General features: G+C 66.0%; 21 protein-coding genes and 1 other RNA gene. 15 read left to right on the top strand and 7 right to left on the bottom strand.

Going from position 1 to position 23,663, the window contains the following annotated elements; all coding sequences use genetic code 11:
- Positions 1 to 61: 61 nt before the first annotated feature.
- From AC1DJT_RS07415 to AC1DJT_RS07435, 5 genes are all read right to left on the bottom strand, one after another.
- Positions 62 to 1,294: an ABC transporter permease gene (locus AC1DJT_RS07415; protein ID WP_476833824.1), complete on the bottom strand. Its 1,233-nt coding sequence runs from the start codon at positions 1,292 to 1,294 to the stop codon at positions 62 to 64.
- A complete protein-coding gene (locus AC1DJT_RS07420) occupies positions 1,291 to 2,040 on the bottom strand; it encodes an ABC transporter ATP-binding protein (RefSeq protein WP_476831785.1) in 750 nt (249 codons plus the stop codon). Before AC1DJT_RS07420 ends, AC1DJT_RS07415 begins: the two co-directional genes overlap by 4 nt.
- Before the next feature lie 10 nt (positions 2,041 to 2,050).
- On the bottom strand, positions 2,051 to 3,715 hold the full coding sequence (locus AC1DJT_RS07425; RefSeq protein WP_476833825.1) for an efflux RND transporter periplasmic adaptor subunit: 1,665 nt from the start codon (positions 3,713 to 3,715) through the stop codon (positions 2,051 to 2,053).
- Between the two features lie 126 nt (positions 3,716 to 3,841).
- On the bottom strand, positions 3,842 to 4,627 hold the full coding sequence (locus tag AC1DJT_RS07430) for an N-acetylmuramoyl-L-alanine amidase (protein WP_476770356.1): 786 nt from the start codon (positions 4,625 to 4,627) through the stop codon (positions 3,842 to 3,844).
- Positions 4,624 to 5,373 (bottom strand): TerB family tellurite resistance protein, encoded by a 750-nt coding sequence (locus AC1DJT_RS07435; RefSeq protein WP_476833826.1) that lies wholly within the window; start codon positions 5,371 to 5,373, stop codon positions 4,624 to 4,626. Before AC1DJT_RS07435 ends, AC1DJT_RS07430 begins: the two co-directional genes overlap by 4 nt.
- A 464-nt stretch (positions 5,374 to 5,837) precedes the next feature.
- Between AC1DJT_RS07435 and AC1DJT_RS07440 the strand changes: the two genes are divergently transcribed.
- A complete protein-coding gene (locus tag AC1DJT_RS07440) occupies positions 5,838 to 6,461 on the top strand; it encodes a lytic transglycosylase domain-containing protein (RefSeq protein WP_476770355.1) in 624 nt (207 codons plus the stop codon).
- 59 nt (positions 6,462 to 6,520) lie between these two features.
- An RNA gene (gene rnpB / locus AC1DJT_RS07445) (RNase P RNA component class A) lies at positions 6,521 to 6,912 on the top strand.
- Positions 6,913 to 6,958: 46 nt separating this feature from the next.
- On the opposite strand, the gene AC1DJT_RS07450 is transcribed toward rnpB, so the two are convergent.
- Both AC1DJT_RS07450 and AC1DJT_RS07455 read right to left on the bottom strand, forming a co-directional pair.
- Positions 6,959 to 7,912, bottom strand: a complete 954-nt coding sequence (locus AC1DJT_RS07450; RefSeq protein WP_476833827.1) for an MBL fold metallo-hydrolase — start codon at positions 7,910 to 7,912, stop codon at positions 6,959 to 6,961.
- 129 nt (positions 7,913 to 8,041) lie between these two features.
- Positions 8,042 to 8,467 carry an organic hydroperoxide resistance protein gene (locus AC1DJT_RS07455; protein ID WP_113513797.1) on the bottom strand — a complete coding sequence of 142 codons (426 nt, stop codon included), beginning with the start codon at positions 8,465 to 8,467 and terminating at the stop codon, positions 8,042 to 8,044.
- Positions 8,468 to 8,639: 172 nt separating this feature from the next.
- Here AC1DJT_RS07455 and AC1DJT_RS07460 point away from each other — a divergent pair, with 172 nt between their 5' ends.
- The 13 genes from AC1DJT_RS07460 to murB all read left to right on the top strand — a co-directional run bounded on the left by AC1DJT_RS07460 (position 8,640) and on the right by murB (position 23,333).
- Complete coding sequence (locus AC1DJT_RS07460) at positions 8,640 to 9,104, top strand: MarR family winged helix-turn-helix transcriptional regulator (protein WP_476831860.1); 465 nt, start codon at positions 8,640 to 8,642, stop codon at positions 9,102 to 9,104.
- A 353-nt stretch (positions 9,105 to 9,457) separates the two neighbouring features.
- Positions 9,458 to 9,937: a division/cell wall cluster transcriptional repressor MraZ gene (locus AC1DJT_RS07465; RefSeq protein WP_441489322.1), complete on the top strand. Its 480-nt coding sequence runs from the start codon at positions 9,458 to 9,460 to the stop codon at positions 9,935 to 9,937.
- The gene (rsmH, locus tag AC1DJT_RS07470) at positions 9,934 to 10,974 is read left to right on the top strand and encodes a 16S rRNA (cytosine(1402)-N(4))-methyltransferase RsmH (protein WP_476770353.1); all 1,041 of its coding nucleotides are present in this window, start codon (positions 9,934 to 9,936) and stop codon (positions 10,972 to 10,974) included. The genes AC1DJT_RS07465 and rsmH overlap by 4 nt, the downstream gene beginning before the upstream one ends.
- Before the next feature lie 2 nt (positions 10,975 to 10,976).
- A complete protein-coding gene (ftsL, locus tag AC1DJT_RS07475) occupies positions 10,977 to 11,366 on the top strand; it encodes a cell division protein FtsL (RefSeq protein WP_113513791.1) in 390 nt (129 codons plus the stop codon).
- Positions 11,363 to 13,144, top strand: coding sequence for a peptidoglycan D,D-transpeptidase FtsI family protein (locus AC1DJT_RS07480; protein WP_476833828.1), 1,782 nt, complete (start codon positions 11,363 to 11,365; stop codon positions 13,142 to 13,144). The genes ftsL and AC1DJT_RS07480 overlap by 4 nt, the downstream gene beginning before the upstream one ends.
- A 25-nt stretch (positions 13,145 to 13,169) precedes the next feature.
- Positions 13,170 to 14,627: a UDP-N-acetylmuramoyl-L-alanyl-D-glutamate--2,6-diaminopimelate ligase gene (locus AC1DJT_RS07485; RefSeq protein WP_441505331.1), complete on the top strand. Its 1,458-nt coding sequence runs from the start codon at positions 13,170 to 13,172 to the stop codon at positions 14,625 to 14,627.
- Positions 14,624 to 16,051, top strand: coding sequence for a UDP-N-acetylmuramoylalanyl-D-glutamyl-2,6-diaminopimelate--D-alanyl-D-alanine ligase (locus AC1DJT_RS07490; RefSeq protein WP_476833829.1), 1,428 nt, complete (start codon positions 14,624 to 14,626; stop codon positions 16,049 to 16,051). The genes AC1DJT_RS07485 and AC1DJT_RS07490 overlap by 4 nt, the downstream gene beginning before the upstream one ends.
- A gap of 19 nt (positions 16,052 to 16,070) precedes the next feature.
- Positions 16,071 to 17,153, top strand: a complete 1,083-nt coding sequence (mraY, locus tag AC1DJT_RS07495; protein WP_476833830.1) for a phospho-N-acetylmuramoyl-pentapeptide-transferase — start codon at positions 16,071 to 16,073, stop codon at positions 17,151 to 17,153.
- A gap of 2 nt (positions 17,154 to 17,155) precedes the next feature.
- Positions 17,156 to 18,577 (top strand): UDP-N-acetylmuramoyl-L-alanine--D-glutamate ligase, encoded by a 1,422-nt coding sequence (gene murD, locus AC1DJT_RS07500; protein WP_476833831.1) that lies wholly within the window; start codon positions 17,156 to 17,158, stop codon positions 18,575 to 18,577.
- A 109-nt stretch (positions 18,578 to 18,686) separates the two neighbouring features.
- Positions 18,687 to 19,820 (top strand): FtsW/RodA/SpoVE family cell cycle protein, encoded by a 1,134-nt coding sequence (locus tag AC1DJT_RS07505; RefSeq protein WP_476833832.1) that lies wholly within the window; start codon positions 18,687 to 18,689, stop codon positions 19,818 to 19,820.
- Between the two features lie 5 nt (positions 19,821 to 19,825).
- Positions 19,826 to 20,926, top strand: coding sequence for an undecaprenyldiphospho-muramoylpentapeptide beta-N-acetylglucosaminyltransferase (murG, locus tag AC1DJT_RS07510; protein ID WP_476770261.1), 1,101 nt, complete (start codon positions 19,826 to 19,828; stop codon positions 20,924 to 20,926).
- Positions 20,927 to 20,997: 71 nt separating this feature from the next.
- A complete protein-coding gene (gene murC, locus AC1DJT_RS07515; RefSeq protein ID WP_476833833.1) occupies positions 20,998 to 22,410 on the top strand; it encodes a UDP-N-acetylmuramate--L-alanine ligase in 1,413 nt (470 codons plus the stop codon).
- On the top strand, positions 22,407 to 23,333 hold the full coding sequence (murB, locus tag AC1DJT_RS07520) for a UDP-N-acetylmuramate dehydrogenase (protein WP_441505336.1): 927 nt from the start codon (positions 22,407 to 22,409) through the stop codon (positions 23,331 to 23,333). The genes murC and murB overlap by 4 nt, the downstream gene beginning before the upstream one ends.
- The last annotated feature ends 330 nt before the right edge of the window (positions 23,334 to 23,663 follow it).

Below are 23,663 nucleotides of genomic sequence, written 5' to 3' on the forward strand. Positions count from 1 at the left end.
CAATCGACGCTAKGCGATGATGATTAACGGGGTYTTGCAGCTGCGGGGATTCGCTTTTGCGCTATTCCCGCCGCAGAGCTTCGATCGGGTCGAGGCGCGCCGCCTGCCGCGCCGGATAGAAACCGAAGAAGACGCCGATCATCCCGGAGACGCCGACCGCGATCAGGATCGTCTCGATCGAGATGACCGAGGGCCAATTGGCGATGCGGGCGATGGTGAGAGCCGCACCGACGCCAAGTGCGATGCCGACGGCGCCGCCGATGGTCGCGAGCGTCGTGGCCTCGATCAGGAACTGGGCGAGCACGTCGCGCTGACGCGCACCCACGGCAAGCCGCAAGCCGATCTCGCGGGTCCTCTCGGTCACCGAGACCAGCATGATGTTCATGATGCCGATGCCGCCCACCAGCAGCGAAACGGCGGCGACGGCGGCGAGCAGCCAGGAGAGGGTGGTGGCGGCGGCCGTCGCGGTATTGGCGATCTCGGTCAGGTTGCGGACGATGAAATCGTCGTCCTGATCTTCGGGAAGCCTGTGGCGCTGGCGTAGCAGAGCAGTCGTGTCCGCGATGCCGGGAGCGATTGCGTCTTCGCTGGCAAATTTCACCATGATGGTCTGGACTGAACGATCGCGGGCATAGTTGCGGCCGATGATCCGGCGCCGACCGGTGTCCAGCGGCACAAAGATGAYGTCGTCCTGATCCTGTCCGAGGGCCGACTGGCCCTTGGGCGCCATCACGCCGATGACCTTGAACGGCACATTGCGGATGCGGAACATCTGGTCGAGTGGATCCTGCTCGCCGAAGAGGTTCTTGGCGACGGTCTGGCCGATGACGGCGACGATCTCACCGCGCCGCAACTCCTCCGGCTCGAACAGCCGGCCCTCGGTCACGCTCCATTCGCGCGCGGTGAAGAAATCGAGATCGGTCGCCGTGATCTGTGTCGACCAGTTGGTGCCGGCGTAGACGGCCTGGGCACGCGTGACGATGACGGGCGCTGCAGCAGTAACGTTCTCGACCTCGGCAAGGACGGCGCGGGCATCCTCGTCTGTCAGAGTCGAAGAGGCCCCCGCGCCCAGCCTGACACCCCCTTGCGTGACGTTGCCGGACTGGATGATGGCGAGATTCGCGCCGAGCGACTTGATCTGCCCGGTGACGCGTTCGCGCGCGCCGGAGCCGATCGCGACCATGGCGATGACGGCGGCTACGCCAATGATGATGCCGAGCATCGTCAGGGCCGAGCGCAGCGCGTTGGCGCCGATGGCGGAGAGAGCCGAGCGGATGGCTTCCCAAAGGCTCATGCCGCAACCTCGGCTGTCGGCGGCGCCTGGTCGAGTGCTGCCAGGGCGGCACGTGCGTCGGCGGGCTCCTGTCGCTGATCGGAAAGGATGTGCCCGTCACGGAAGCGAATGACGCGCCGCGCATGGCGCGCGACCTCGGCGTCGTGGGTGACGATGACGACGGTCACGCCTTCGTGGTTCAGGTCCTGGAACAGCGCCAGGATTTCAAGCGCGGTCCGGCTGTCGAGTGCGCCGGTCGGCTCGTCGGCGAGCAGAAGACGCGGTTCGTTCACCAGGGCGCGAGCGATGGCGACACGCTGCTGCTGGCCGCCGGACAGCTGCATCGGCCGGTGATGAGCACGCTCCGCCAGCCCGACGCGTCCAAGCGCGGCAAGTGCCTTCTCGCGGCGTATCTTGCGGTCGCGACCGGCATAGACCATGGGGAGTTCGACATTGGCACAGGCGTCGACCCGAGGCAGCAGGTTGAACTGCTGGAAGACGAAGCCGAGCTTGCGGTTGCGCAGCTCGGCCAGACCATCGCTCGACAAGGTTTCGACTGCGACCCCATCGAGCCGGTAATGGCCGCCGGTCGGCCGGTCCAGGCAGCCGATCAGGTTCATGAACGTGGATTTTCCCGAGCCGGAGGGGCCCATCACTGCGACCAGATCGCCGGCCTCGATCTCAAGCGACACCCGGTCGAGCGCGATCACGCTGCCGGAATCGAGGCTATAGATCCGGCTGAGTTCATGCACTTCGATCAGGGCCATGAGGCTGCCTTCAGAACAGACGCGGTCCGCGTACCGGTGGGCGGCCGGCGGGTTCAGCTGCGGCAGCGCTGCGCGGGCCGCCGCCGACGAGGACCTGCATGCCTTCCTTGAGGTCGCTGGAGACGATCTCGGTATAGGCGCCGTCGGTCGGGCCGAGCATAAGTTGGATCACCTTGGGCTGGCCCTCGCCATCGAGCACATAGACGCGTCCGGGAACTCCCCTTTGCGAGGAAGCGCGGCCTTCCTCCATCATGGCCTCGAACTTGGCGCGGCGTTCCGGATCGAGAGCGGCCGAGATCTTCGTGCGCATTTCGCTGCGAGCGGCGCGGAAGGCGGCGCGACGCTCGTCCTCGGAGAGGCCGGCCAACGCGGCACGACCGGGACCGCGGCGCTCCTCGAGGATGGCGGTGATCGCCTGCTTCTGTTCGGCAGTCGGCTGCAGCTCTGTTTCGAGGCGCTCGCGCAGCGCGGTGACGGCGCGGGCGCCACCGCGTCCGGCCTGCGGGCTTCCCGATGGGGATGCGGCGGCGCCTGCTGGTCCCGCCGCCTGACCGGGCGGGCGGAAGCGCAAGGCTGCATTGGGGACACGCAATGCGTTGCTGCGGTCTTCCGTAACCACCTGAATATTGGCCGTCATGCCCGGTAGCAGTGCCATGTCGCGGTTCTCGACGCGCACGACTCCGGTATAGGTGACGACGTTCTGGATGGTCTGCGCACCCAGTCGCACCATGTTGACGCGACCTTCGAAGGTGCGGTTCGGATAGGCGTTGACCGTGAAGGAGACGGGCTGGCCAGGCTGGAGGCGGCCCACATCGGCCTCGTCGATATTGGCGTAGATGTCGATCTCACGCAGATCCTGCGCGATCTGGAACAGGACGGGCGCGGAGAGCGAGGCGGCGACGGTCTGACCGAGGTCGACCTGGCGCTGCACCACGACGCCGTCGACCGGCGAACGGATATCGGTTCGCTCGAGATCGATCAGGATGTCCTTGAGCTTGGCCTCACGACTGGCGATCAGGGCCTCGCCGGACTGAAGCTGTCCCTCCGCCAGCAGGATGTCGGCGTCGAGCCCGTTGAGTTCGGCCTTGGCCGAGGAGATCTGCGCCTCGGTCGAGGCGAGCGTGGCGGTCTGGATCTCGACCTGGGTTCGGGCGTTGTCCAGGTTCTGCTGCGAGCCGGTGTTGCGGTTGAAAAGCTCGTTCTGCCGGTCGAACGTGCGTTTTGCATCGGCCAATTGGGCGGCGACGCGATCGCGCTGTGCTTCAAGGTCCTTGACGGTTGAATTGGCCTTGAGACGGCTCGACTTGGCGCGGTCGAGCTGGGCGCGCTTGACGATAAGGTCAGCCTTGCCTTGGGCGAGATCGGCGGCGGCGGCATCGCGCCGCGTCCGGATCTGGTCGCTGTTGAGCCGGGCTACCACCTGGCCGGCCTTCACCTGCGAATTGTAGTCCGCAAGGATCTCGACGATCTGGCCCGACAGCATCGAGCCGACCAGGACGGTGGTCATCGGGGTCAATGTGCCGGTGGCGCGAACGGCTGCGGTGATCTGGCCCCGATCAATCGATGCCGTACGATAGGCGACGTCACTGGCTGCTCCCCCCGTAGGGCGGATTGCCCAATAGCCTGCTGCTGCGGCGGTCAGACCAAGGCCGGCAGCGATCACCAGTTTGCGCAAGTCGTTGTCCCCGTCATCCGGCGCAGCCGGACACATTTCGCAAGGGGGGAACGATGCCAGAAAGCGAACACGCAGGCGAGTTAACTTACTGCAATGTTGGCGTATGCCCGCGCCCAGCTCCCGGGCTCACGCCATCCGCGCGCGCCGCGTCATCGCCACCAGGTCGCGCAGTGTCGTGATCGTCGATGCATCGGCGACACCGTCGACCTTTTCCTGCCGCCAATGGCGTTGAAAGGCTGCGACGACGGCTTCGAATTTCTCGTCGTAGATGCCGTCGACCGTGACGCCATAGCCGAGCATGGCAAACATCGCCTGCAGCGCCTCGACCGGCTGGCCGCTCTCGCCCCGCGCAAAGAAGCGACCGCTACGGATCGGGGCTGGCTCGGACCAGATGCCGACGCCGCCCTCCGCGAATTGCCGCCATGGGAATTTCTCACCGGGGTCGATCTTCCGGCCCGGTGCGATGTCGGAATGGGCAAGGACGCGCTCGGGTGGAATGCTCCAGCGCTCGCAGATGTCGCGGCTCAGATTGAGTGTGGCAATCACCTGTTCCGACGTGAAATCGGGCATGCCGCCGGGATGGCCGGGATTGGCGATCTCGATGCCGATCGAACAGGAGTTGATATCGGTCTCGCCGGCCCAATGCGAAGCGCCGGCATGCCAGGCRCGGCGGCCTTCGGGGACGAGCTGCAGCACGTGGCCGTTCTCGAAGACAAAATAATGCGAGGAAACCTGCGAGACCGGGTTGCAGAGCCATTGCAGCGCTGCGCCTGCGTCGCTCATGCCGGTGTAGTGCAGGATCAGCATGTCGGGGCGTCGGAGGGCACCGAGCGCGTCCTTGCGCTCGCCGTGGTTCGGCGAGGGAAAGATCTTCGCGGCAAAGCGGCTGTCAGGAGTGGCGGCGAGGCTCATGCGGGCTCCGGAAGTCTGGCGGTGCCGAGGCCTCGCTCCGTCTCGATCAGATCCCAGGCAGCATTGATGGCAGCGAGGCGGCGCGTGGCGATTGCGATCGCTTCCTCGGGCAGCCCGCGTGCGATCTCGCGGTCGGGGTGGTTTTCGGCGACGAGGCGGCGGTAATGCTGTTTCAGCTGGGCATCGCTCATCTCCCGGCTGGCGCCGAGCACGAGGTAAGGATCGTCCGGCCGACGCATGTGGCGCGCTTYGATGCGGGCAAAGCCGGCGGCGTTGATCGAGAAGATCTCGGCCACATGGCGCAGATAGGCATGCTCGGCCTCGTGGATCGCGCCATCGGCCGCCGCAATCAGGAAGAGCCCGTCGAGCACGTCTTCCAGCAGCGCCGGCTCATCCTTGAAGCTCTCGGCGATCTGCGTAGCGTAGGCCTCGAAGCCGGCGCTTGTCTGCTTGGCGAGATCGAACAGGCTCTCGATCCGTGCCTCCTGCTCAGGAGGCACGGTCACGATGCGCCGGAAGGCCGCGATCTCGTCGCGGGTGACGACACCGTCGGAGCGGGCCATCTTCGCGGAGAGGGCAACCAGTCCGGTCGTGAAAATCAGCTCGCGCGGCGCGGGGCCGAAGGGCGCTCCCTCGCGATCGACCAGGACGTGGCCGGCAAGCGCACCAACCAGCGCGCCGAGCGGGCCGCCCAGCGCCAGTCCAAGACCGCCGCCACCGAGCGCGCCCCAAAAAGACGAAACCATCGTTCAGGCAACTCCCGATTCAGCCCCGCGCGCAGTTTGCCCGGTCCAGCCGGGGCATCCAAGCCCGGTCCGACGAAAACCACCGCGATGCGCCAGATGAGGCGACCCGGGGCATGGCGGTTGTCGCGCAGACGGGTGCGCCAGCACACGCTCGGGGGCTCTTCCGGCGCGCGCGCGATCCTCCGGGGGGTGAAAAATGAGGATAAATACGGCTTCCGGCCCGGAATACGTCAGCAATGGGGCAATGGTTTGATTCGGCTCGCCCCGGTTGCGAACGCTTTGGCAGCGTGTTCGCGGCATCGGATAATACACGGAGTATACCTCTATCGTAGTAAAGGCATTAATAAAAACCGGGGGCGAGTATAGCTTAGATTCGCGCTGCCTGGCGTCAGATTATCAACACATTCTCAGATCAGTTCGGTCTCCCCATCAAACGCCTTTCTGATGGATGGGGTCCACAAAAGATGAAATATACCTCCAGCGGTGCAGCTGCCGCGCTCGTGATTTGCCTCGCCTCTTTGCAGTCTGCCAAGGCTGCTACGAATAGCGAGAGCGATGCTCTCGCCTTCATCGTCCGGGACGCGGAAATCAAGCGTGAGGCGTCTGCACAGGAGGCCGGTTCGGCGACGTCTAAGACCACGCCCCCCGCGGCGGAACGCGGAAACCGCGCCAAGGCGGGCACCCACCGTCGTGCGGCACTGACTGCTCCGGCTGGAGCCGGTGGGCTCCAAGCGATCGTTGCACGCCATGCTGCCGCCAATGGCGTTCCGTTTGCGCTGGCCGACGCGGTCGTGCGCATCGAGAGCCGCTACAACCCCCGCGCCTCGAATGCCGGCAATCTGGGGCTGATGCAGATCCGCCACCAGACGGCGCGCGGCATGGGCTATACCGGCAGCGCCAGCGGTCTGCTCGATGCCGAGACCAATGCCCGCTACGCGGTGAAATATCTGGCGGAAGCCTACCGCCTGGCTGGTGGCGATACCTGCCGCACGGTGATGAAATACCAGAGCGGGCACATGGCCCAGCGCATGAGCGGGGCCAACCGCACCTATTGCGCCAAGGTCCGCACGATCAGCGCACAGAATTGACGGGCAATGGCCCCCGCCTCGCTTGACGCGGGCCGGGGGAGGGCGCACTAGCGCCGCTGCCAGTCGGCCGGACGGCCGCTCCCGTTCGCGGGGGAGGAAAGTCCGGGCTCCACGGAAATACGGTGCCGGATAACGTCCGGCGGGGGCGACCCCAGGGAAAGCGCCACAGAGATCGAACCGCCTCGCGCCTCGGCGCGCGGTAAGGGTGAAAAGGTGCGGTAAGAGCGCACCGCGGACCCGGCAACGGGGACGGCATGGCAAGCCCCACCGGGAGCAAAACCGAATAGGGACGATGCTTCTCCCGCAAGGGGGAGGGGGCCGGTTTCCAGGCCTGGTCGTCCGGGTTGGTTGCTCGAGGCGCGCAGTAATGTGCGTCCCAGAGGAATGGCCGTCACGTCGGTGCAGCAATGCGCCGGCCATCCAGAACCCGGCTTACAGGCCGGCTGGCACCTTCAGCCCCGCGGGGCAAAGAGCGGCTTAAGCCGCTCTTTGCGTCTCTACAGTGCGTAGGTCCACTCGGCCGGCACGAACTTGAAGGCCGCGCCGTCCTTCAGCACCTTGCCGAAGCCGGGGAAGGCGATATGCGAGCCGGTGATCAGGGCGCCGTCGCTCGCCACCATGTCGAGCACGCGTTTACGCGAGGCCGCTGCCTGCTTGCCATCGAGATCGAACACGAAGGCGATGTCGGGACGTGCCGTCTGAAGCACGGCATTGTGGATGGTATCGCCGACAAGCATGAGTTGCTCGGGGCCTGAGCTGATCCGGAGCAGGCTGTGACCAGGCGTATGGCCCGGCACAAGCTCGAGGCTGAGGCCGGGCGCGACCTCGCCGGGCTTCACCTTGCGGGTGCGGCTCGCATAGGGGGTGAGCGCATTGCGGGCCGAGGCGAAGAAGGGCCTGGCTTCGGCCGGCGCCTGGGCGAGCACGCCCTCATCATGCCAGAAGGCATGTTCGGTCTCGTTGATGATCACTTCGGCATTGGGGAAGCGTGCGGTCTTCTCTGCCGTCAGCAGGCCCTCGGCATGATCCGGATGGGCATGGGTGAGGATCACCGCATCGACCTGCGCCGGATCGATGCCAGCCGCGCGCAGATTGCCTTCGGCGCGTCCCATCGTCGGGCCGAAGGCCGTGTTGAAGCCGGTTCCGGTGTCGACGAGATAGGTCCGCTCGCGGGTGTTGACGACGAAGGCGTTGACCGAGGTCGGCAGGCTCTCGCCCAGACCCGCATTGGCCAGGATCTGTATGACCTGGGTGGGATCCGCGCCGAGGAAGGCCTGGGCATTCAACGGAATATAGCCGTCGAGAATGGCCGTGACTTCGATATCGCCGACCTTGCGGCGATAGATGCCTGCGACCTGCGCCGCCGTTTGCGGTGCGCGGGCAAAAGCGGGGAGTGCGGGCAGCATGCTGGTTGCAGCCGCGCCGGCGATAAAGTTGCGGCGGTTGAACATGGTCTGTTCCAGAGGCGAGAGGGATCGAGGGCTTCCGGAAACGATGCCTGCGCCCGTCTTGCGCCGGGCTTGATCGTCTCGTGGTCGGGGCGGTGCCCGACCACGGGAGTTCAGATGGGCAGCGCGACCTCAGGCCGCAACCTGGAGATCGACGTCGATATTTCCGCGTGTCGCGTGGGAATACGGGCAGACGATATGGGCCTTCTTGACGAGGTCCTCGACCACGGCCTTGTCGACGCCCGGGACCGAGATGGTCAGTTTCACGGCGATGCCGAAGCCGGTGCCGTCGTCGCGCGGGCCGATGCCGACATCGGCGCTGACGCGCGCCTCCGGTGGAATCTTCACCTGCTCCTTGCCGGCGACGAATTTCAGCGCACCCAGGAAGCAAGCGGAATAGCCCATTGAGAAGAGCTGCTCGGGATTGGTGCCGTCGCCGCCGCCGCCGCCCAGCTCCTTTGGCGTGTTCAGCACCAGCTTGACGTTGCCCGTGTCGGTGGCGGCCTGGCCTTCGCGTCCGCCGGTGGCGGAGCCATGAGCGGTGTAGAGGATCTTCATGGTCGAACTCCTTGGCTTCGGGGGACTTGGGGTTTCGGTGAACTTGCGTGCCGATTTAGATTGTGCACAATTGAATTGTCAACAAGATGATAAGCGCATCACGGATCGGTGATCGGGCTGCGCGAAGCCCGGAGTTTGAAGGGCCCGTTGCTCCATGCCAAACGAAGAGATGATGACGCCGAAGGTTCCCGCCACGCCGCTTCCGAAGGCGGAGGAACAGCTCTGTTTCGCGATCTATTCCGCGGGGCATGCCTTCACCCGCCTCTATCGTGCGGTACTCGCCGAACTCGGTCTGACCTACCCGCAATATCTCGTCATGCTTGTCCTATGGGATCATGACGGCGGGACGGTGAAGGAGATCGGGGAGCGATTGATGCTCGATTCCGGCACGCTGACGCCGCTGCTCAAGCGACTGGAGGTCGCTGGTCTGGTCCGTCGGGAGCGCAGCCGCGAGGATGAGCGGCAGGTCCGGCTGAACCTGACCGAAGCAGGGCGGGCGCTCAGCGAGAAGGCTCGGCTCGTGCCTGAAAGGATGGCCTGCGCGATCGGTGGCTCGGCGGAGCGGGTCGCTGCGCTGACCGAAGATCTGCACGCGCTGCGCCAGGCGCTGCTCAAGGCTGCCGGCGGACCCGCGTAAAGMCGGTCCGCCATTTTTCATCGAGGTCGCCCGGTCGAGATGCCGCAGGCGGGCGCTTGTGCGTGCCGGATTTCCGAGAAAACGCCCGCGCTTACGGATGCTTAACCTTAACAGGCTGTGATGCGAACCAGGGCCGGCGTCACTGCGTCGGCGAATGCGATTCCATTGAYGCCCATATTTGCCCATGCTATCCCAAATCATCCCGTCGAAGCCGGCAGGCAGAACGCAGAACAAGGTCCGTGTGCCGCGCGGATCTTGCGTCTCGATCCTGCTGTGCCTGCTTCGATGGGAGGCCTCGAACCCGCCGCCGAGGCGCTGCTACGCGCCGGTGGGGAGCGAGCCGGGAGGCGGCATTGACGGACCGCTTCGTCTCGAATTTCACCAATCGGCTGGATGCCAAGGGGCGCGTTTCGATCCCTGCGAGCTTTCGCGCCGTCCTGGCGAAGGACGGCTACGAAGGGCTCTACGTCCATCCCTCGCTCGATCTGGAAGCGCTCGATGCCGGCGGACACGCGCTGCGAGCGACGATCGACGACATTCTCTCTCGCTTTTCCCCCTTCTCGGACGAGTGGGAATCTCTCTCGACAGCGCTGAACGGCACCTCGGAGGTGCTGAAGGTCGATCCGGAAGGGCGTATCATGCTCAGCGAGACCCTGAGGGCGCATGCCGGCATCGCCGATGCGGTGACCTTCGTGGGCCACGGCCACAAGTTTCAGCTCTGGGAGCCGGCTCGCTTCCAGGCGCATCTGGAGGCGGCGCGCAGCCGCTTGCGCGACGTCAAGCGCACGCTGGGTTCGCACATGACCATGACACCGGGAGCGACAGGGGTATGACGGGGCACGGCAGCCGGGATCACGGGGCCGCTGGTGGGTCGACCCGACATGTTCCGGTCCTCATGGCGGAAGCCCTCGACGCGCTCGCGATCAGGCCGGGCGGACGCTATCTCGACGGCACCTTCGGGGCCGGCGGTTATTCTCGCGAGCTGCTGGCGCGAGAGCCGAATGTGACCCTGCTCGCGCTTGACCGCGACCCGACGGCAATCACCGGTGGGGCAGGGCTGGTTGCCGAAGCGAACGGGCGGCTGACCTTGTCGCAGGCCTGCTTTGGAGATCTCGCCAAGGAAGCGCGGCTGTTCAAGATGATCCCGCTGGACGGCGTCGTGCTCGATATCGGCGTCTCCTCGATGCAGATCGACGAGGCGGAGCGCGGTTTCTCCTTTCGCTTCGATGGCCCGCTCGACATGCGCATGGGCCGGGATGGGCAGAGCGCCGCCGACCTCGTCAATGAGGCGGAGGAGGGACTGCTCGCCAATATTTTCTATCACTACGGCGAGGAGCGTCGTTCGCGAGGCGTCGCACGCGCGATCGTCGAGGCTCGGCGCAAGGCACCGCTGACGACGACGAAGCAACTGGCTGAACTCGTGGCCAGCATCGTCTGGGCTGAGCCCGGCGGTGCGCATCCGGCGACCCGCGTATTCCAGGCCTTGCGCATCGCGGTCAATGACGAGCTCGGCGAATTGGTGCGGGCCCTGCACGCTGCCGAAGAGGCGCTGGGCGAGGGCGGACGCCTGGCTGTCGTGACCTTTCATTCGCTCGAGGACCGCATCGTCAAGCAGTTCCTGGCGACCCGCTCTGGGCGTGCACCGGCGGCTTCGCGCCATGCGCCGGCCACGACAGCGCCTGTCGCGACCTTCTCGCTGGTGACCAGGGGAGCCGTCGCGCCTTCCGAGGAGGAGATGCGGAGTAATCCGCGGGCTCGTTCCGCCAAGTTGCGTGCAGCGCAGCGCACTGCCGCTCCGGCTCGCGCGCCGGAGCCCGAGCTCACTGCGCTTGCAGGCGTGCCGTCACCGCAGCCTCGCCGGAGATCCTAGGGATGATCAAGCTCCTGCATGTGGTTGCGATCTGCGCTCTGGTCTCCTCGGCGCTCTATGCCTACACGATCAAATACGAGACGACGCTCGAATCCGAGCAGTTGCAAAAGCTCAAGGCCAAGGCGCAGCGCGAGCGCGATGCGATCGCCGTGCTCAAGGCGGAATGGCAGTTCCTGAACCGGCCCGATCGGTTGCAGACACTGAGCGAGCGCCATCTCGACCTCCAGCCATTCTCGGTGACGCAGGTCGTGCGCGCCTCGGATATCCCGAACCGCGGTCCGAAGGTGGATTCCATCGGCCGCAAGCTTGAGGATCTCGGCCTCGGTCTGCCGACCGAAACACCGAGGGATCGCAAGACGAGTGGCGTCACCACGCCGGGAGCCCGCCCATGACCGAGCCGAAGCTCTCTGCGACCGACCACCAGCGTCCGGACGATATCGAGGAGGGGCAGCCGGTGCCGCGCGGGCGGCTGCATTTCCTGCGCGACGTCTTCCGGATGAGCGGCGAGAAGAGCCAGCCGCGCGTCGGTCTCGTGATCCTGGGCTTCTCCGCCCTGTTCCTGGCCATTACCGGCCGTCTGGTGATGCTCGCCACCTTGCCGAACGAGCAGGTCGGACTGCGCCGCGCGACCTCCAACGCGATCTCGGCCGCACGGCCCGATATCGTCGACCGCAACGGAACCGTTCTCGCGACTGACATCAGGACCGTCTCGGTCTTCRCCGAGCCGCGCAAGATCCTCGACAAGGACGAGGCAACCGAGCTGCTGACTGCCGTCCTGCCTGATCTCGATGCAAAGGATCTGCGCGACCGGCTCGGCACCAAGCGCGGCTTCATCTGGGTCAAGCGCGAGATCACGCCGCGCCAGCAAGCMGAGGTTCATCGCCTCGGCATTCCCGGCGTCGGCTTCGTGCCCGAGAACAAGCGCGTCTACCCGAATGGGCCGGCGGCGGCGCATGTGCTCGGCTTTGCCAATGTCGACAATGTCGGCATTGCGGGAATGGAGAAATATATCGACTCGCAGGGGCTGCAGGATCTGAACGGCGCCGGTCTCGCAACCCAGGCGTCGGACCTCAAGCCCGTGGCCCTGTCGATCGACCTGCGCGTGCAGCACCTGCTGCGCGACGAGTTGGTCAAGGGCATGGAGAAGTACCGGGCCATTGCGGCGGCCGGTGCGATCATGGATGTGACGACAGGCGAGATGATCGCCTCGGTGTCCCTGCCCGACTATGACCCGAGCAACCCGGTCGATGCGCAGGAGAAGGACCGTATCAACCGGATMAATGTCGGCGTCTACGAAATGGGCTCGACCTTCAAGGCGCTGACGGTTGCGATGGCGCTGGACTCCGGCAAGGCAAACATCAACTCCACCTATTCGACTGCAGGCGRCATGATGCGCTTCGGCCGCCATGTCATTCGCGAGTACCATGGCACGGGCCGGACACTGACCGTGCCGGAAGTGTTCGTGCATTCGTCGAATATGGGCTCGGTCAAGATGGCGCTGTCCGTCGGCGTGGAAGGCCACAAGGCCTTCCTGCGCAAGATGGCCCAGCTCGATCGCATGCGGACCGAGTTGCCCGAGAGCGCCGAGCCGCTCATCCCGCCGCGCTGGGGYGAGCTCAACACCGCGACCATCGCCTTCGGTCACGGCCTCGCGGTTGCGCMGATCCAGGCCCTGGCTGCTGTCGGGGCGCTGGTCAATGGCGGCAACCTGATCACTCCGACGTTCATCAAGCGCTCGGAGGAGGACGCCAAGCGCCTCGGGGTTCGCGTCATCAAGCCGGAAACCTCGGAGGCGATGCGCTACATCATGCGCATCAATGGCGAGCGTGGCTCAGCCCGCAAGGCGGACGTCCCGGGCTATTTCGTCGGCGGCAAGACCGGCACGGCCGAAAAGGTCATCGGTGGGCGCTACGCCAAGAACCGCAACTTCACGACCTTCATGGCGATCGTGCCGGCAGACAAGCCGCGCTATCTCTTCCTCTCGATCTATGACGAGCCCAAGGGCTATGCCGAGAGCGGGGGCTATTCGACCGCCGCCTGGAATGCCGGTATCACGACCGGCARGGTCATCGAACGCGCCGCGCCGATCCTCGGCTTGCCGCCGCGTTTCGAACCGCCGGTCGCCCCGTTCCCGCTGATGGCGAAGCTCGGCGCCTGGGGAACGCGCTGAAGCAACGAAACTGACAGGCGAGATCATGGGCAGCAGCGAATTCAGTCTCGGTGAACTTTTCCCCGGGGCATTCGCCGAAGGTGCGTCCCGCCGTGTCGGCGGGGTCGCGATGGACAGCCGCAAGGTCAAGCCGGGGGACGTCTTCGTCGCCTATGCCGGCGCCAGGACAGACGGCGCACGCTTCGTTGCAGATGCCGTTGCGCGCGGTGCTGCCGCCATCGTCACGGATCATGCGCGTCCAGCAGAGCTCGACCCCTCGGTGGCCTTCGCGCGTGTCGACGACCCGCGCCGGGCTCTGGCGCTTGCGGCTGCGCGGGTGCATCCGCGCCAGCCCGGTACGATCGTGGCGGTAACCGGGACCAGCGGCAAATCCTCGGTTGCCGACTTCACCCGACAGATCTTCTCGGCATTGGGCCATGAAGCAGCCAGCCTCGGCACGATCGGCGTCGTGACGTCGCGGGGCGCTGATTACGGCTCTCTGACCACGCCGGACCCGATTTCGCTGCACGCCTCGCTCGACAAGCTCGCAGGGGAAGGCATCAGTCATCTCGCGATGGAAGCGTCCTCTCACGGGCTCGACCAGCGCCGCCTGGACGGAGTGAGATTGAAGGCTGGCGCCTTCCTCAATCTCGGGCACGACCATCTCGATTATCATCCGAGCGTGGCGGACTATCTCGCAGCCAAGCTCAGGCTCTGGGAGCTTCTGCCCGAGGGAGCGCCGGTCGTGATCAACCGCGACGAGCCTTACGCCGGCGAGGCAGCCCAGGCCGCGCTCGCCAAGGGGCATCCGATCATCGGCATCGGCAAGGCGGGTGAAACGCTGACCCTGCTCGGCGCAGCGCGCGAAGGCTTTTTGCAACGGCTCAGGATTCGGGTGAAGCAGCGCGAGCTCGAGGTCGTGCTGCCCCTGGTCGGCGACTTCATGGCCGGCAATGCGCTGGTCGCCGCAGGCCTGGCCATCGCAACGGGGGAAAACGAAGACGCTTCACTCCAGGCGATCGCGGGGCTGCGTGGCGTGGCCGGACGGCTCGAGCGTGTCGGAGAGATCAATGGTGGTCTCGTCGTCGTCGATTACGCCCATAAGCCGGATGCGCTGGCGGCGGTGCTCGCGACCTTGCGGCCCTATGCGCCCGGCCGGCTGATCTGCGTTTTCGGCTGCGGCGGCGATCGTGATCGCGGCAAGCGTCCGATCATGGGTCGTATCGCGGCCGAGTGCTCCGATATCGCGATCGTCACCGACGACAACCCACGCAGCGAGAGCCCCGCTGCAATCCGCGCCGAGATCCTCGCGGCTGCTCCGGGGCTGCGCGAGATCGGCGACAGGGCCGAGGCCATTCGCACCGCCGTCGGCCTGATCGCTCCCGGGGATCTCCTCGTGGTGGCGGGAAAAGGCCATGAAACCGGCCAGATCATAGGCGATCGGACCCTGCCTTTTTCCGATCACGACGTGGTGCGGACGGCCATCGCGGAGATCGAAGCATGAGCGGCATGCCTTTGTGGTCGGGAGAGCGCCTGATCGGCGCCATGGGAGCCAGGCTGCGCGGCGAGATGCCGGCCGCTGTGACCGGCGCTTCGATCGATACCCGGACGCTGCAGCCCGGCGACGTCTTCTTCGCGATCAAGGGCGGGGAACGCGACGGACATGAGTTCGTCGAGGCCGCCCTGGCAAAGGGGGCGGCGCTTGCCGTCATCGATGAAGCCCATGCCGCGAGCTTTATCGGGGCAGGGCCCTGCGCCGTTGTCTCCGACGTGCTGCACGCRATGGAATTGGCCGGCATGGCTCGCCGGGCCGAACTCACGGCCGCGGTCATCGCGGTGACCGGCTCGGTCGGCAAGACCGGCACCAAGGAGGCGTTGCGACTTGTCCTGTCCCGTCAGGGCGAGACCCATGCTCCGGTCGCCTCCTACAACAATCACTGGGGTGTGCCGCTGACGCTGACCCGCACGCCGGCTTCCGTGCGCTATGGCGTCTATGAGATCGGCATGAGCAATCCGGGCGAGATCCTGCCACTCGCCAGTATGGTTTCGCCGGACGTCGCGATCGTCACGACGGTCCAGCCCGTCCATCTCGCCGCCTTCGAGTCGGTCGAGGGGATTGCGGAGGAGAAGGCTGCGATCTTCACAGGGCTGAAGCCGGGCGGCACTGCTATCGTCAATGCCGACATCGCTCAGGCCGCGCTGCTGAGGCGCCTGGCCGAAGAGAGCCCTGCCGGGCGGATCATCAGCTTCGGCGAGAGTGCCGATGCCGATGTCAGGCTCCTGTCCTGCTCGCTCAAGCCGGATGTCTCGACGGTGGATGCAGTGGTGCTCGGCAAGCCTGTGACCTACCGGCTCGGCAGCCCGGGCAAGCATATCGTGCTGAATTCGCTCGCGGTTCTCGCTGCGGTCGAGGCTGTCGGCGCTGATCTGGCACTGGCGGTGCTCGCACTCGGCGACCTTACGCCGCCTGCCGGTCGTGGCGCACGCCAGATGCTGAGCACGCCATCGGGCCCGTTCACGCTGATCGACGAGAGCTATAACGGCAACCCGGCTTCGGTCCGGGCCGCAATCGAGAACCTGGGTCGCATTCCCGTGACGGGACGAGGCCGCCGCGTCGCGGTGCTGGGCGACATGCGGGAACTCGGCCCGAGCGCTCCGGAGCTGCACGCGGGGCTCGCGGACCCCATCACCGGAAACGCGATCGACCGGGTTTTTGCCTGTGGGCCGCTGATGCGCGGACTTTACGACATCTTGCCATCGGGCATGCGCGGTGCTTATGCGGCGCAGTCGAGCGAGCTTGCGCCGCTTGTCCTGGACGCCATCCGGGCCGGGGACGTCGTCACCGTCAAGGGGTCGCTCGGCTCCCATATGGGCTTGGTCGTCAAGGCCATCGCCGCCCGGTTTCCTGCCGTGCCTGCCGACGACTGAGACAAGAGGAACATAGCCGATGCTCGTCTGGCTTGCCGACTTCGCCGGGGCCTTCCCGATTCTGAACGTGTTCCGCTACATCACGTTCCGCGCCGGTGGCGCCACCGCGACGGCGCTGCTTTTCGTCTTTTTCTTCGGGCCTGCTGCGATTTCCTGGCTGCGGATCAAGCAGGGCAAGGGCCAGCCGATCCGGACCGACGGTCCGGAGACGCATCTTGCCAAGCGCGGGACGCCGACCATGGGCGGCCTGATGATCCTGTCGGGACTGTTCGCCGCGGTCCTGCTCTGGGGCAATCTGCGCAACTCCTATGTCTGGATCGTGCTTGCGGTGACCGCTGCCTATGGCGCCATCGGCTTCTATGACGACTATCTCAAGGTCACGAAGCAGTCCCATAAGGGCTTCTCCGGCAAGGCGCGGCTTTCGATCGAGGTCGTGATCGCACTCATCGCCTGCTACTTCATCATGCGGCTTGGCCCGCCGGCGATTTCATCCGGCTTCGCGATGCCGTTCCTTAAGGAACTGGTCATTCCGCTCGGCCTGCTCTTCCCCTTCGTGACCGCCTTCGTCGTGGTCGGAGCCGGCAATGCGGTGAATCTCACCGACGGCCTCGACGGGCTCGCGATCGTGCCCGTGATGATCGCCGCCGCGACATTCGGCTTCATCTCCTATCTCGCCGGCAACGCGATCTTCGCCAATTACCTGCAGATCCACCATGTGMCGGGCGCCGGCGAACTTGCCGTGATCTGCGGCGCCGTGATCGGCGCCGGCTTGGGCTTCCTCTGGTTCAACGCGCCGCCGGCCCAGATCTTCATGGGGGATACCGGCTCGCTCGGCCTCGGCGGCCTGCTTGGCGTGATCGCGGTTGCGACCAAGCATGAGATCGTGCTGGCGATCGTCGGCGGCCTCTTCGTGGTCGAGGCGCTCTCGGTCATCATCCAGGTCTTCGTCTTCAAGCGCACGGGCAAGCGGGTCTTCCTGATGGCGCCGATCCATCACCATTTCGAGAAACTGGGCTGGACCGAGCCGCAGGTCGTGATCCGCTTCTGGATCATTTCCGTCGTGTTGGCTCTGGTCGGTCTCGCCACGCTGAAGCTGCGCTGATCATGACGCCGGTGACCGTATTTGCTGGCCGCAAGGTCGCGTTGTTCGGCCTTGGCGGCTCGGGGCTGGCGACGGCGCGCGCCTTGATCGCGGGCGGTGCCGAGGTCGCGGCCTGGGACGACAAGACCGAAAGCCGTGACAAGGCGGCGGGCGAGGGCATCGGCATCGTCGATCTCGCAACGGCCGACTGGGCGGATTTCGCGAGCTTCATCCTCTCGCCGGGCGTGCCTCTGACCCATCCGCAGCCGCATTGGACGGTCGGAAAGGCGCAAGGCGCCGGCGTCGAGATCATCGGCGATATCGAACTCTTCTTCCGTGAGCGGGCGACGATCGCCCCCGATGCGCCTGTGATCTGCATCACCGGCACCAACGGCAAGTCGACCACGACCGCACTGATCAGCCATGTGCTGCACCAGGCCGGCCGGGACGTGCAGATGGGCGGCAATATCGGCACTGCGGTTCTCGCCCTCGAGCCGCCCGCCGCGCGGCGTGTCCATGTCATCGAGTGCTCGACCTTCCAGATCGACCTGACTCCGTCGCTGGCGCCAAGCGTTGGAATCCAGATKAACCTGACGCCGGACCATCTCGACCGGCATGGCACGCTGGAGGCCTACGCCGCGATCAAGGAACGCATGGTCGAAGCCGCCGACATTGCCATCGTCGGCGTCGATGACGAGGCCTCCAAGCAGATGGCGCGCCGGCGCGCCGCTTCCGGGCGCCCGCTGGTCAAGATCAGCGGAGAGCAGCCGCTCGACGAGGGCGTCTTCGCCGGCGTCACCGCCAATGCCGGCAAGCTCGATACCCGCATCGTCGAAGTCCGCGACGGCAAGCCGCGCGTGGTCGCCAATCTCGCCGGCATCGGCTCGTTGCGAGGCTCGCACAATGCGCAGAACGCGGCGGCTGCCTTTGCCGCCTGCGTGGCGGTCGGCCTCTCCGCCGAGGAGGTCGCTGCCGGCTTCAAGACCTATCCCGGGCTCGCACACCGCATGGAGGAGATCGGCCGTGTCGGCCGCGTCGTCTTCATCAACGATTCCAAGGCGACCAATGCGGATTCCACCGAGAAGGCGCTGACCTCGTTCCGCGACATCTTCTGGATCCTCGGCGGCAAGGCCAAGGAGGGCGGTATCGAGAGCCTGAGGCGCTACTTCCCGAACATCGCGAGGGCCTATCTGATCGGCGCGGCAACGGATGCCTTCGCCGCGACCTTCGATGACGATGGCCGAGTGGGTTATCTCCGCAGCGGCACGCTCGATGATGCGGTCGCCGCGGCCGCCAGCGACGCGGCGACGCATCCGGGGGAGGCCGAGCTTGCCGTTCTGCTCTCGCCGGCCTGCGCGTCCTACGATCAGTACCCGAATTTCGAGGTGCGGGGCGATGCGTTCCGCGCACTCGTGAAGGCACTGCCGGGCTTCAAGGCAGGTTGAAAACGGGCGTTCGCATCAAGTCGGAATCAATCGGTTAACCAATCGTTGCCAATGTGATTCGCTGAAACGGGCGGCTGAATTTCGCCCGTCTGGTTGATGGAGCCAGAGCATGGTCTCACGCGCGGAACCCAGTCTCAGCGGTCGCTGGTGGTGGTCGATCGACCGCATCATCCTGTMGACCCTGGTGACGCTGATGGTCTCCGGTGTCGTGCTGCTGATGGCGGGCGGGCCGCCGGTGGCCGAGCGGCTCGGTCTTTCGACCTTCCACTTCGTCAACCGACAGGTGTTCTACCTGCTGGCTGCCTTTGCCATCTTCCTCGCGGCCTCGTTCCTGACGCCCCGGCAGGTCCGGCGCGCGGCGCTTTTGATTTATGTGGTCGCGCTCGCGATGGTGGTGGCGACGCTGTATTTCGGCGTCGAGGTGAAGGGCGCGCGTCGCTGGCTGACGCTCGGCCCGCTCGGCTCCGTCCAGCCGTCTGAATTCCTGAAGCCTGCATTCGTCGTGCTCGCTGCCTGGGCCTTTTCGGAGGGCATGCGCCGGCCGGACCTGCCGGGTACGCTGATGGCGTTCGCGCTGTTGCCGCTGACGATCACGCCTCTGGTCCTGCAGCCGGATTTCGGCCAGACGGTGCTGGTCAGCCTCGTCTGGGGCGGGCTGTTCTTCGTTGCCGRCCTGCACTGGTTCTGGGTGGCGGGTCTCGGTGGCGCCGGCATGTTCGGCCTGCTCATCGCCTATCAGCTCGTTCCACATGTGCGCGCCCGCATCGAGCGCTTCATGGACAAGGGCTCTGGCGACACCTTCCAGGTCGATACCGCGCTCGAGAGCTTTGCTCAGGGCGGCTGGCTCGGCAAAGGGCCGGGCGAGGGCACCGTGAAGCGCATCCTGCCCGACGCGCATACCGATTTCATCTTCGCCGTGACGGCGGAGGAGTTCGGCATCGTCGTCTGTATCCTGCTGGTGGCACTCTTCGCCTTGATCGTGCTGCGCGCACTCTTCGTGGCCCAGAAGGCAGAGGATCCCTTCATCCGTCTCGCGGTGACGGGGCTGGCGCTGCTGTTCGGCATCCAGGCTGCGATCAACATGATGGTCAACCTGCACATGATGCCGGCCAAGGGCATGACCTTGCCGTTCATTTCCTATGGTGGCTCCTCGCTGCTCTCGCTGGCGTTGGGTACAGGCTTCCTGCTGGCCCTGACCCGCAAACGCCCGCGTGCCGAGGGCTTTGGTGAATTCGGGCGTTGACGGACATGGCACAGCGTCCGCTCGTCGTTCTCGCCGCAGGTGGCACCGGCGGCCACCTCTTTCCCGCCGAGGCGCTGAGCCACGCGCTGCACCGCCATGACGTGCGCGTCGCGCTCGTCACCGACGCGCGCGCGGTCGAGTATGCCGGCGGCTTCCCGGCCGAGTCCGTTCACCCGGTCCCGGCGGCGACGCCGTCCGGTCGCTCGCCGCTCAAGATGGCGGGCGCGGCGCTCGAGCTGATGAAGGGCGTCCTCGTCGCGCGTCGCGTCATCAAGACGCTGCAGCCTGCGGTCGTTGTCGGCTTCGGCGGTTATCCGACCGTTCCGCCGGTGCTCGCCGCCTCATTCGCCGGCGTTAAAACGATGGTGCATGAGCAGAACGCCGTCATCGGCCGCGCCAATCGCTTCCTGTCTGGTCGGGTCGACATCATTGCGACGGGCTTTGCCGAGGTCGGTGGCCTCGATGCCGCTCGCGCCGCAAAATGCAGGCAGGTCGGCAATCCCGTTCGCCCCGCGGTCATTGCCGCCGTCTCTCCCTATGCCGATCCGTCGACAGGGCCGCTGAGGCTGCTCGTTTTCGGGGGCAGCCAGGGTGCCCGGATCATGGCCGATATCGTGCCGCCGGCGATTCAACTGCTGACGCCTGCGGAACGAGGCCGTCTCCACATCGTGCAGCAGGCCCGCGCGGAGGATGGCGAGCGCGTCAGGCGGATCTATTCCGAACTCGGCGTCGCAGCCGAGATCGCGCCCTTCTTCAAGGACCTGCCGACGCGCATGGGTGCAGCGCATCTCGTGATCGGCCGGGCGGGCGCCTCGACCGTCGCCGAGCTCACCGTGATCGGGCGGCCGTCGCTGCTGGTGCCCTTGCCGGGCTCGCTCGATCAGGACCAGGCCGCCAATGCCGCGGTGCTCGAGCGGGCGGGCGGCACCATCCGCATCCTGCAGCCGGAATTCACGCCGCGCCGGCTGGCGGGCGAGCTCTCGGCCCTGATCGCAGACCCGTCGCGCTTGACTGCCATGGCCGACAGCGCCAAGAGCGCGGGAATTCCCGATGCGGCCGACCGGCTTGCCCGCCTGGTTCTGCAGGTCGCAGGGATCACGTTCTGAGGCATGTCTTGACGGAAAGCTGGTTCCCACCTTTTCGCGACATGTCGTAATCCGCAGGAGACACCTGACCCATGAAGCTGCCGCCCAAGCTCGGCTCCATTCATTTCGTCGGCATCGGCGGCATCGGCATGTCCGGTATCGCCGAGGTGCTGCATAATCTCGGCTACAAGGTCCAGGGTTCGGACGCGTCCGACAATGCCAATGTCCGTCGGCTCGCGGACAAKGGCATCAAGACCTTCGTTGGCCATGCCGCCGAGAACATCGAGGGGGCGGAGGTCGTCGTCGTCTCCACGGCGATCAAACGCGACAATCCCGAACTCACGGCCGCGCGCGAGCAGCGCCTGCCCGTGGTGCGCCGCGCCGAAATGCTGGCCGAACTGATGCGGTTGAAATCCTGCGTCGCCGTAGCCGGCACGCATGGCAAGACGACCACGACCTCGCTGGTTGCGACCCTGCTCGAGAAGGGTGGGCTCGACCCGACGGTGATCAATGGCGGCATCATCAACGCCTATGGCACCAATGCGCGCATGGGCGAGAGCGACTGGATGGTGGTCGAGGCCGACGAGTCGGACGGCACCTTCCTGAAGCTCCCTGCCGACGTGGCGATCGTCACCAATATCGATCCCGAGCATCTCGACCACTTCAAGACCTTCGATGCGATCAAGGAGGCCTTCCGCTCCTTCGTCGAGAACCTGCCCTTCTACGGCTTCGCGGTGATGTGCATCGATCATCCCACGGTGCAGGGCCTCGTCGGGCAGATCGAAGACCGGCGCGTCGTGACCTATGGCGAGAACCCGCAGGCGGATTTCCGGTTGATCGACATCGATCTCTCCGGCGGACAGGCCCGGTTCACGCTGCTGATCCGCGACCGCAAGCGTGGGCGCGACGAGGTCGTGCGCGATCTCGTGATGCCGATGCCCGGTCACCACAATGCGCTCAATGCCACCGCCGCGATCGCGGTCGCCTATGACCTCGGCATTCCGGTCGAGAAGATCCGCGAGGCCCTTGCCGGTTTCGGCGGCGTCAAGCGCCGCTTCACCAAGACCGGCGAGTGGAACGGCGCACTGATCTTCGACGATTACGGCCACCATCCCGTGGAGATCGCCGCCGTGCTCAAGGCGGCGCGCGCCTCGACTAGGAGCAAGGTCATCGCCGTGGTGCAGCCGCATCGCTATACGCGGCTTTCCAGCCTGTTCGACGATTTTGCGGCCTGCTTCAACGATGCCGATACGGTGATCGTCGCCGACACCTATGCCGCCGGCGAGGCTCCGATTCCCGGTGCCGACCGGGATAGCCTCGTCTCAGGTATCAAGGCGCGCGGCCACCGCCATGCGCTGGCCCTGGAGGCTCCCGAGAAACTCGCGGGCATGGTGGCGGAGTTCGCGGGGCCGGGCGACTATGTCGTGCTGCTGGGCGCCGGCAACATCACGCAATGGGCCTATGCGTTGCCGGGCGAACTCGCCGGGCTGGGTGGCAAGCAGTGAGCTTCCCCGACATCACCCCCGACCTTCGCGCGGCCGCGCCCGAATTGCGCGGTAGGCTCCTGGCCAACCAGGAGATGGCAGGGCTGACCTGGTTCCGCGTCGGTGGCCCGGCGCAGGTGCTGTTCACGCCGGCTGACGAGCAGGACCTGGCCTATTTGTTGTCCAGGCTTCCGGCCGAGATTCCTGTCACGGTCGTCGGGCTCGGCTCGAACCTGATCGTGCGCGATGGTGGCATTCCCGGCGTCGTCATTCGACTCGGCGGCAAGGCGTTCGGCGAGATCTCGCTCGAAGACGGCAACCGGTTGCGCAGTGGCACGGCGGTGCCGGACGTCAAGGTGGCGCGGGCAGCCGCCGATGCCTCGCTCGACGGCCTCGCCTTCTATCGCGGCATCCCCGGTTGCATCGGCGGCGCGCTGCGAATGAATGCCGGTGCTCACGGCGGCGAGACCACCGATGTGCTCGTCTCGGCGCGTGGCGTGACCCGCAAGGGCGAGATCGTCACGCTCTCCCATGCGGAGATGGGCTTCACCTACCGCAATAGCGCGGCAGCGACGATGGACATAGTCTTCACGTCGGCCCTGTTCCAGGGGCGGCCAGGCGATCAGGCTGCGATCTTTGCGGAGATGGACCGGGTAACGGCGGCTCGCGAGGCCGCTCAACCGATCAAGGAGCGCACCGGTGGCTCGACCTTCAAGAACCCGCCCGGCGGCAAGGCCTGGCAACTGATCGACGCTGCCGGCTGCCGCGGATTGCGGGTCGGCGGTGCCCAGGTCTCCGAGATGCATTGCAACTTCCTGATCAATGCCGGCGGCGCGACGGCCGCCGATATCGAAGGTCTGGGCGAGGAGGTTCGCCGCCGGGTCAAGCAGACCTCGGGCTTCGAGCTGCACTGGGAGATCAAGCGGCTCGGCGTCGCGGTATAGGCCGCTGGGAAACGAATGGTCGCCAGCACCCGGCGTGGTCGCGCGATCAAGACGTCGCCATGGGRCGGCCCCGCGAAACCACTGACCGGTCAGCCATGTGTCGGCCTGCCCGAGTGCGATCGGGGGAGTGTGTAACGCAGTCCGCGCCTTCGCCCGGACTGCGCCTCGCCGCAGGATGTGTCGTGGGAGGCGATGTTTCGATCGCCTCGCCGCCGCTGCGTTAACGCGTCGTTAACCATGCTCCCCCGAGGGTCTCGGGGAAGCGGAGTAGCGATTCAATGACCAAACACGTCGCAGTCTTGATGGGCGGATGGTCCGTCGAGCGGGAGG

It is taken from the genome of Allobosea sp. 05T422_2, from assembly GCF_056396265.1.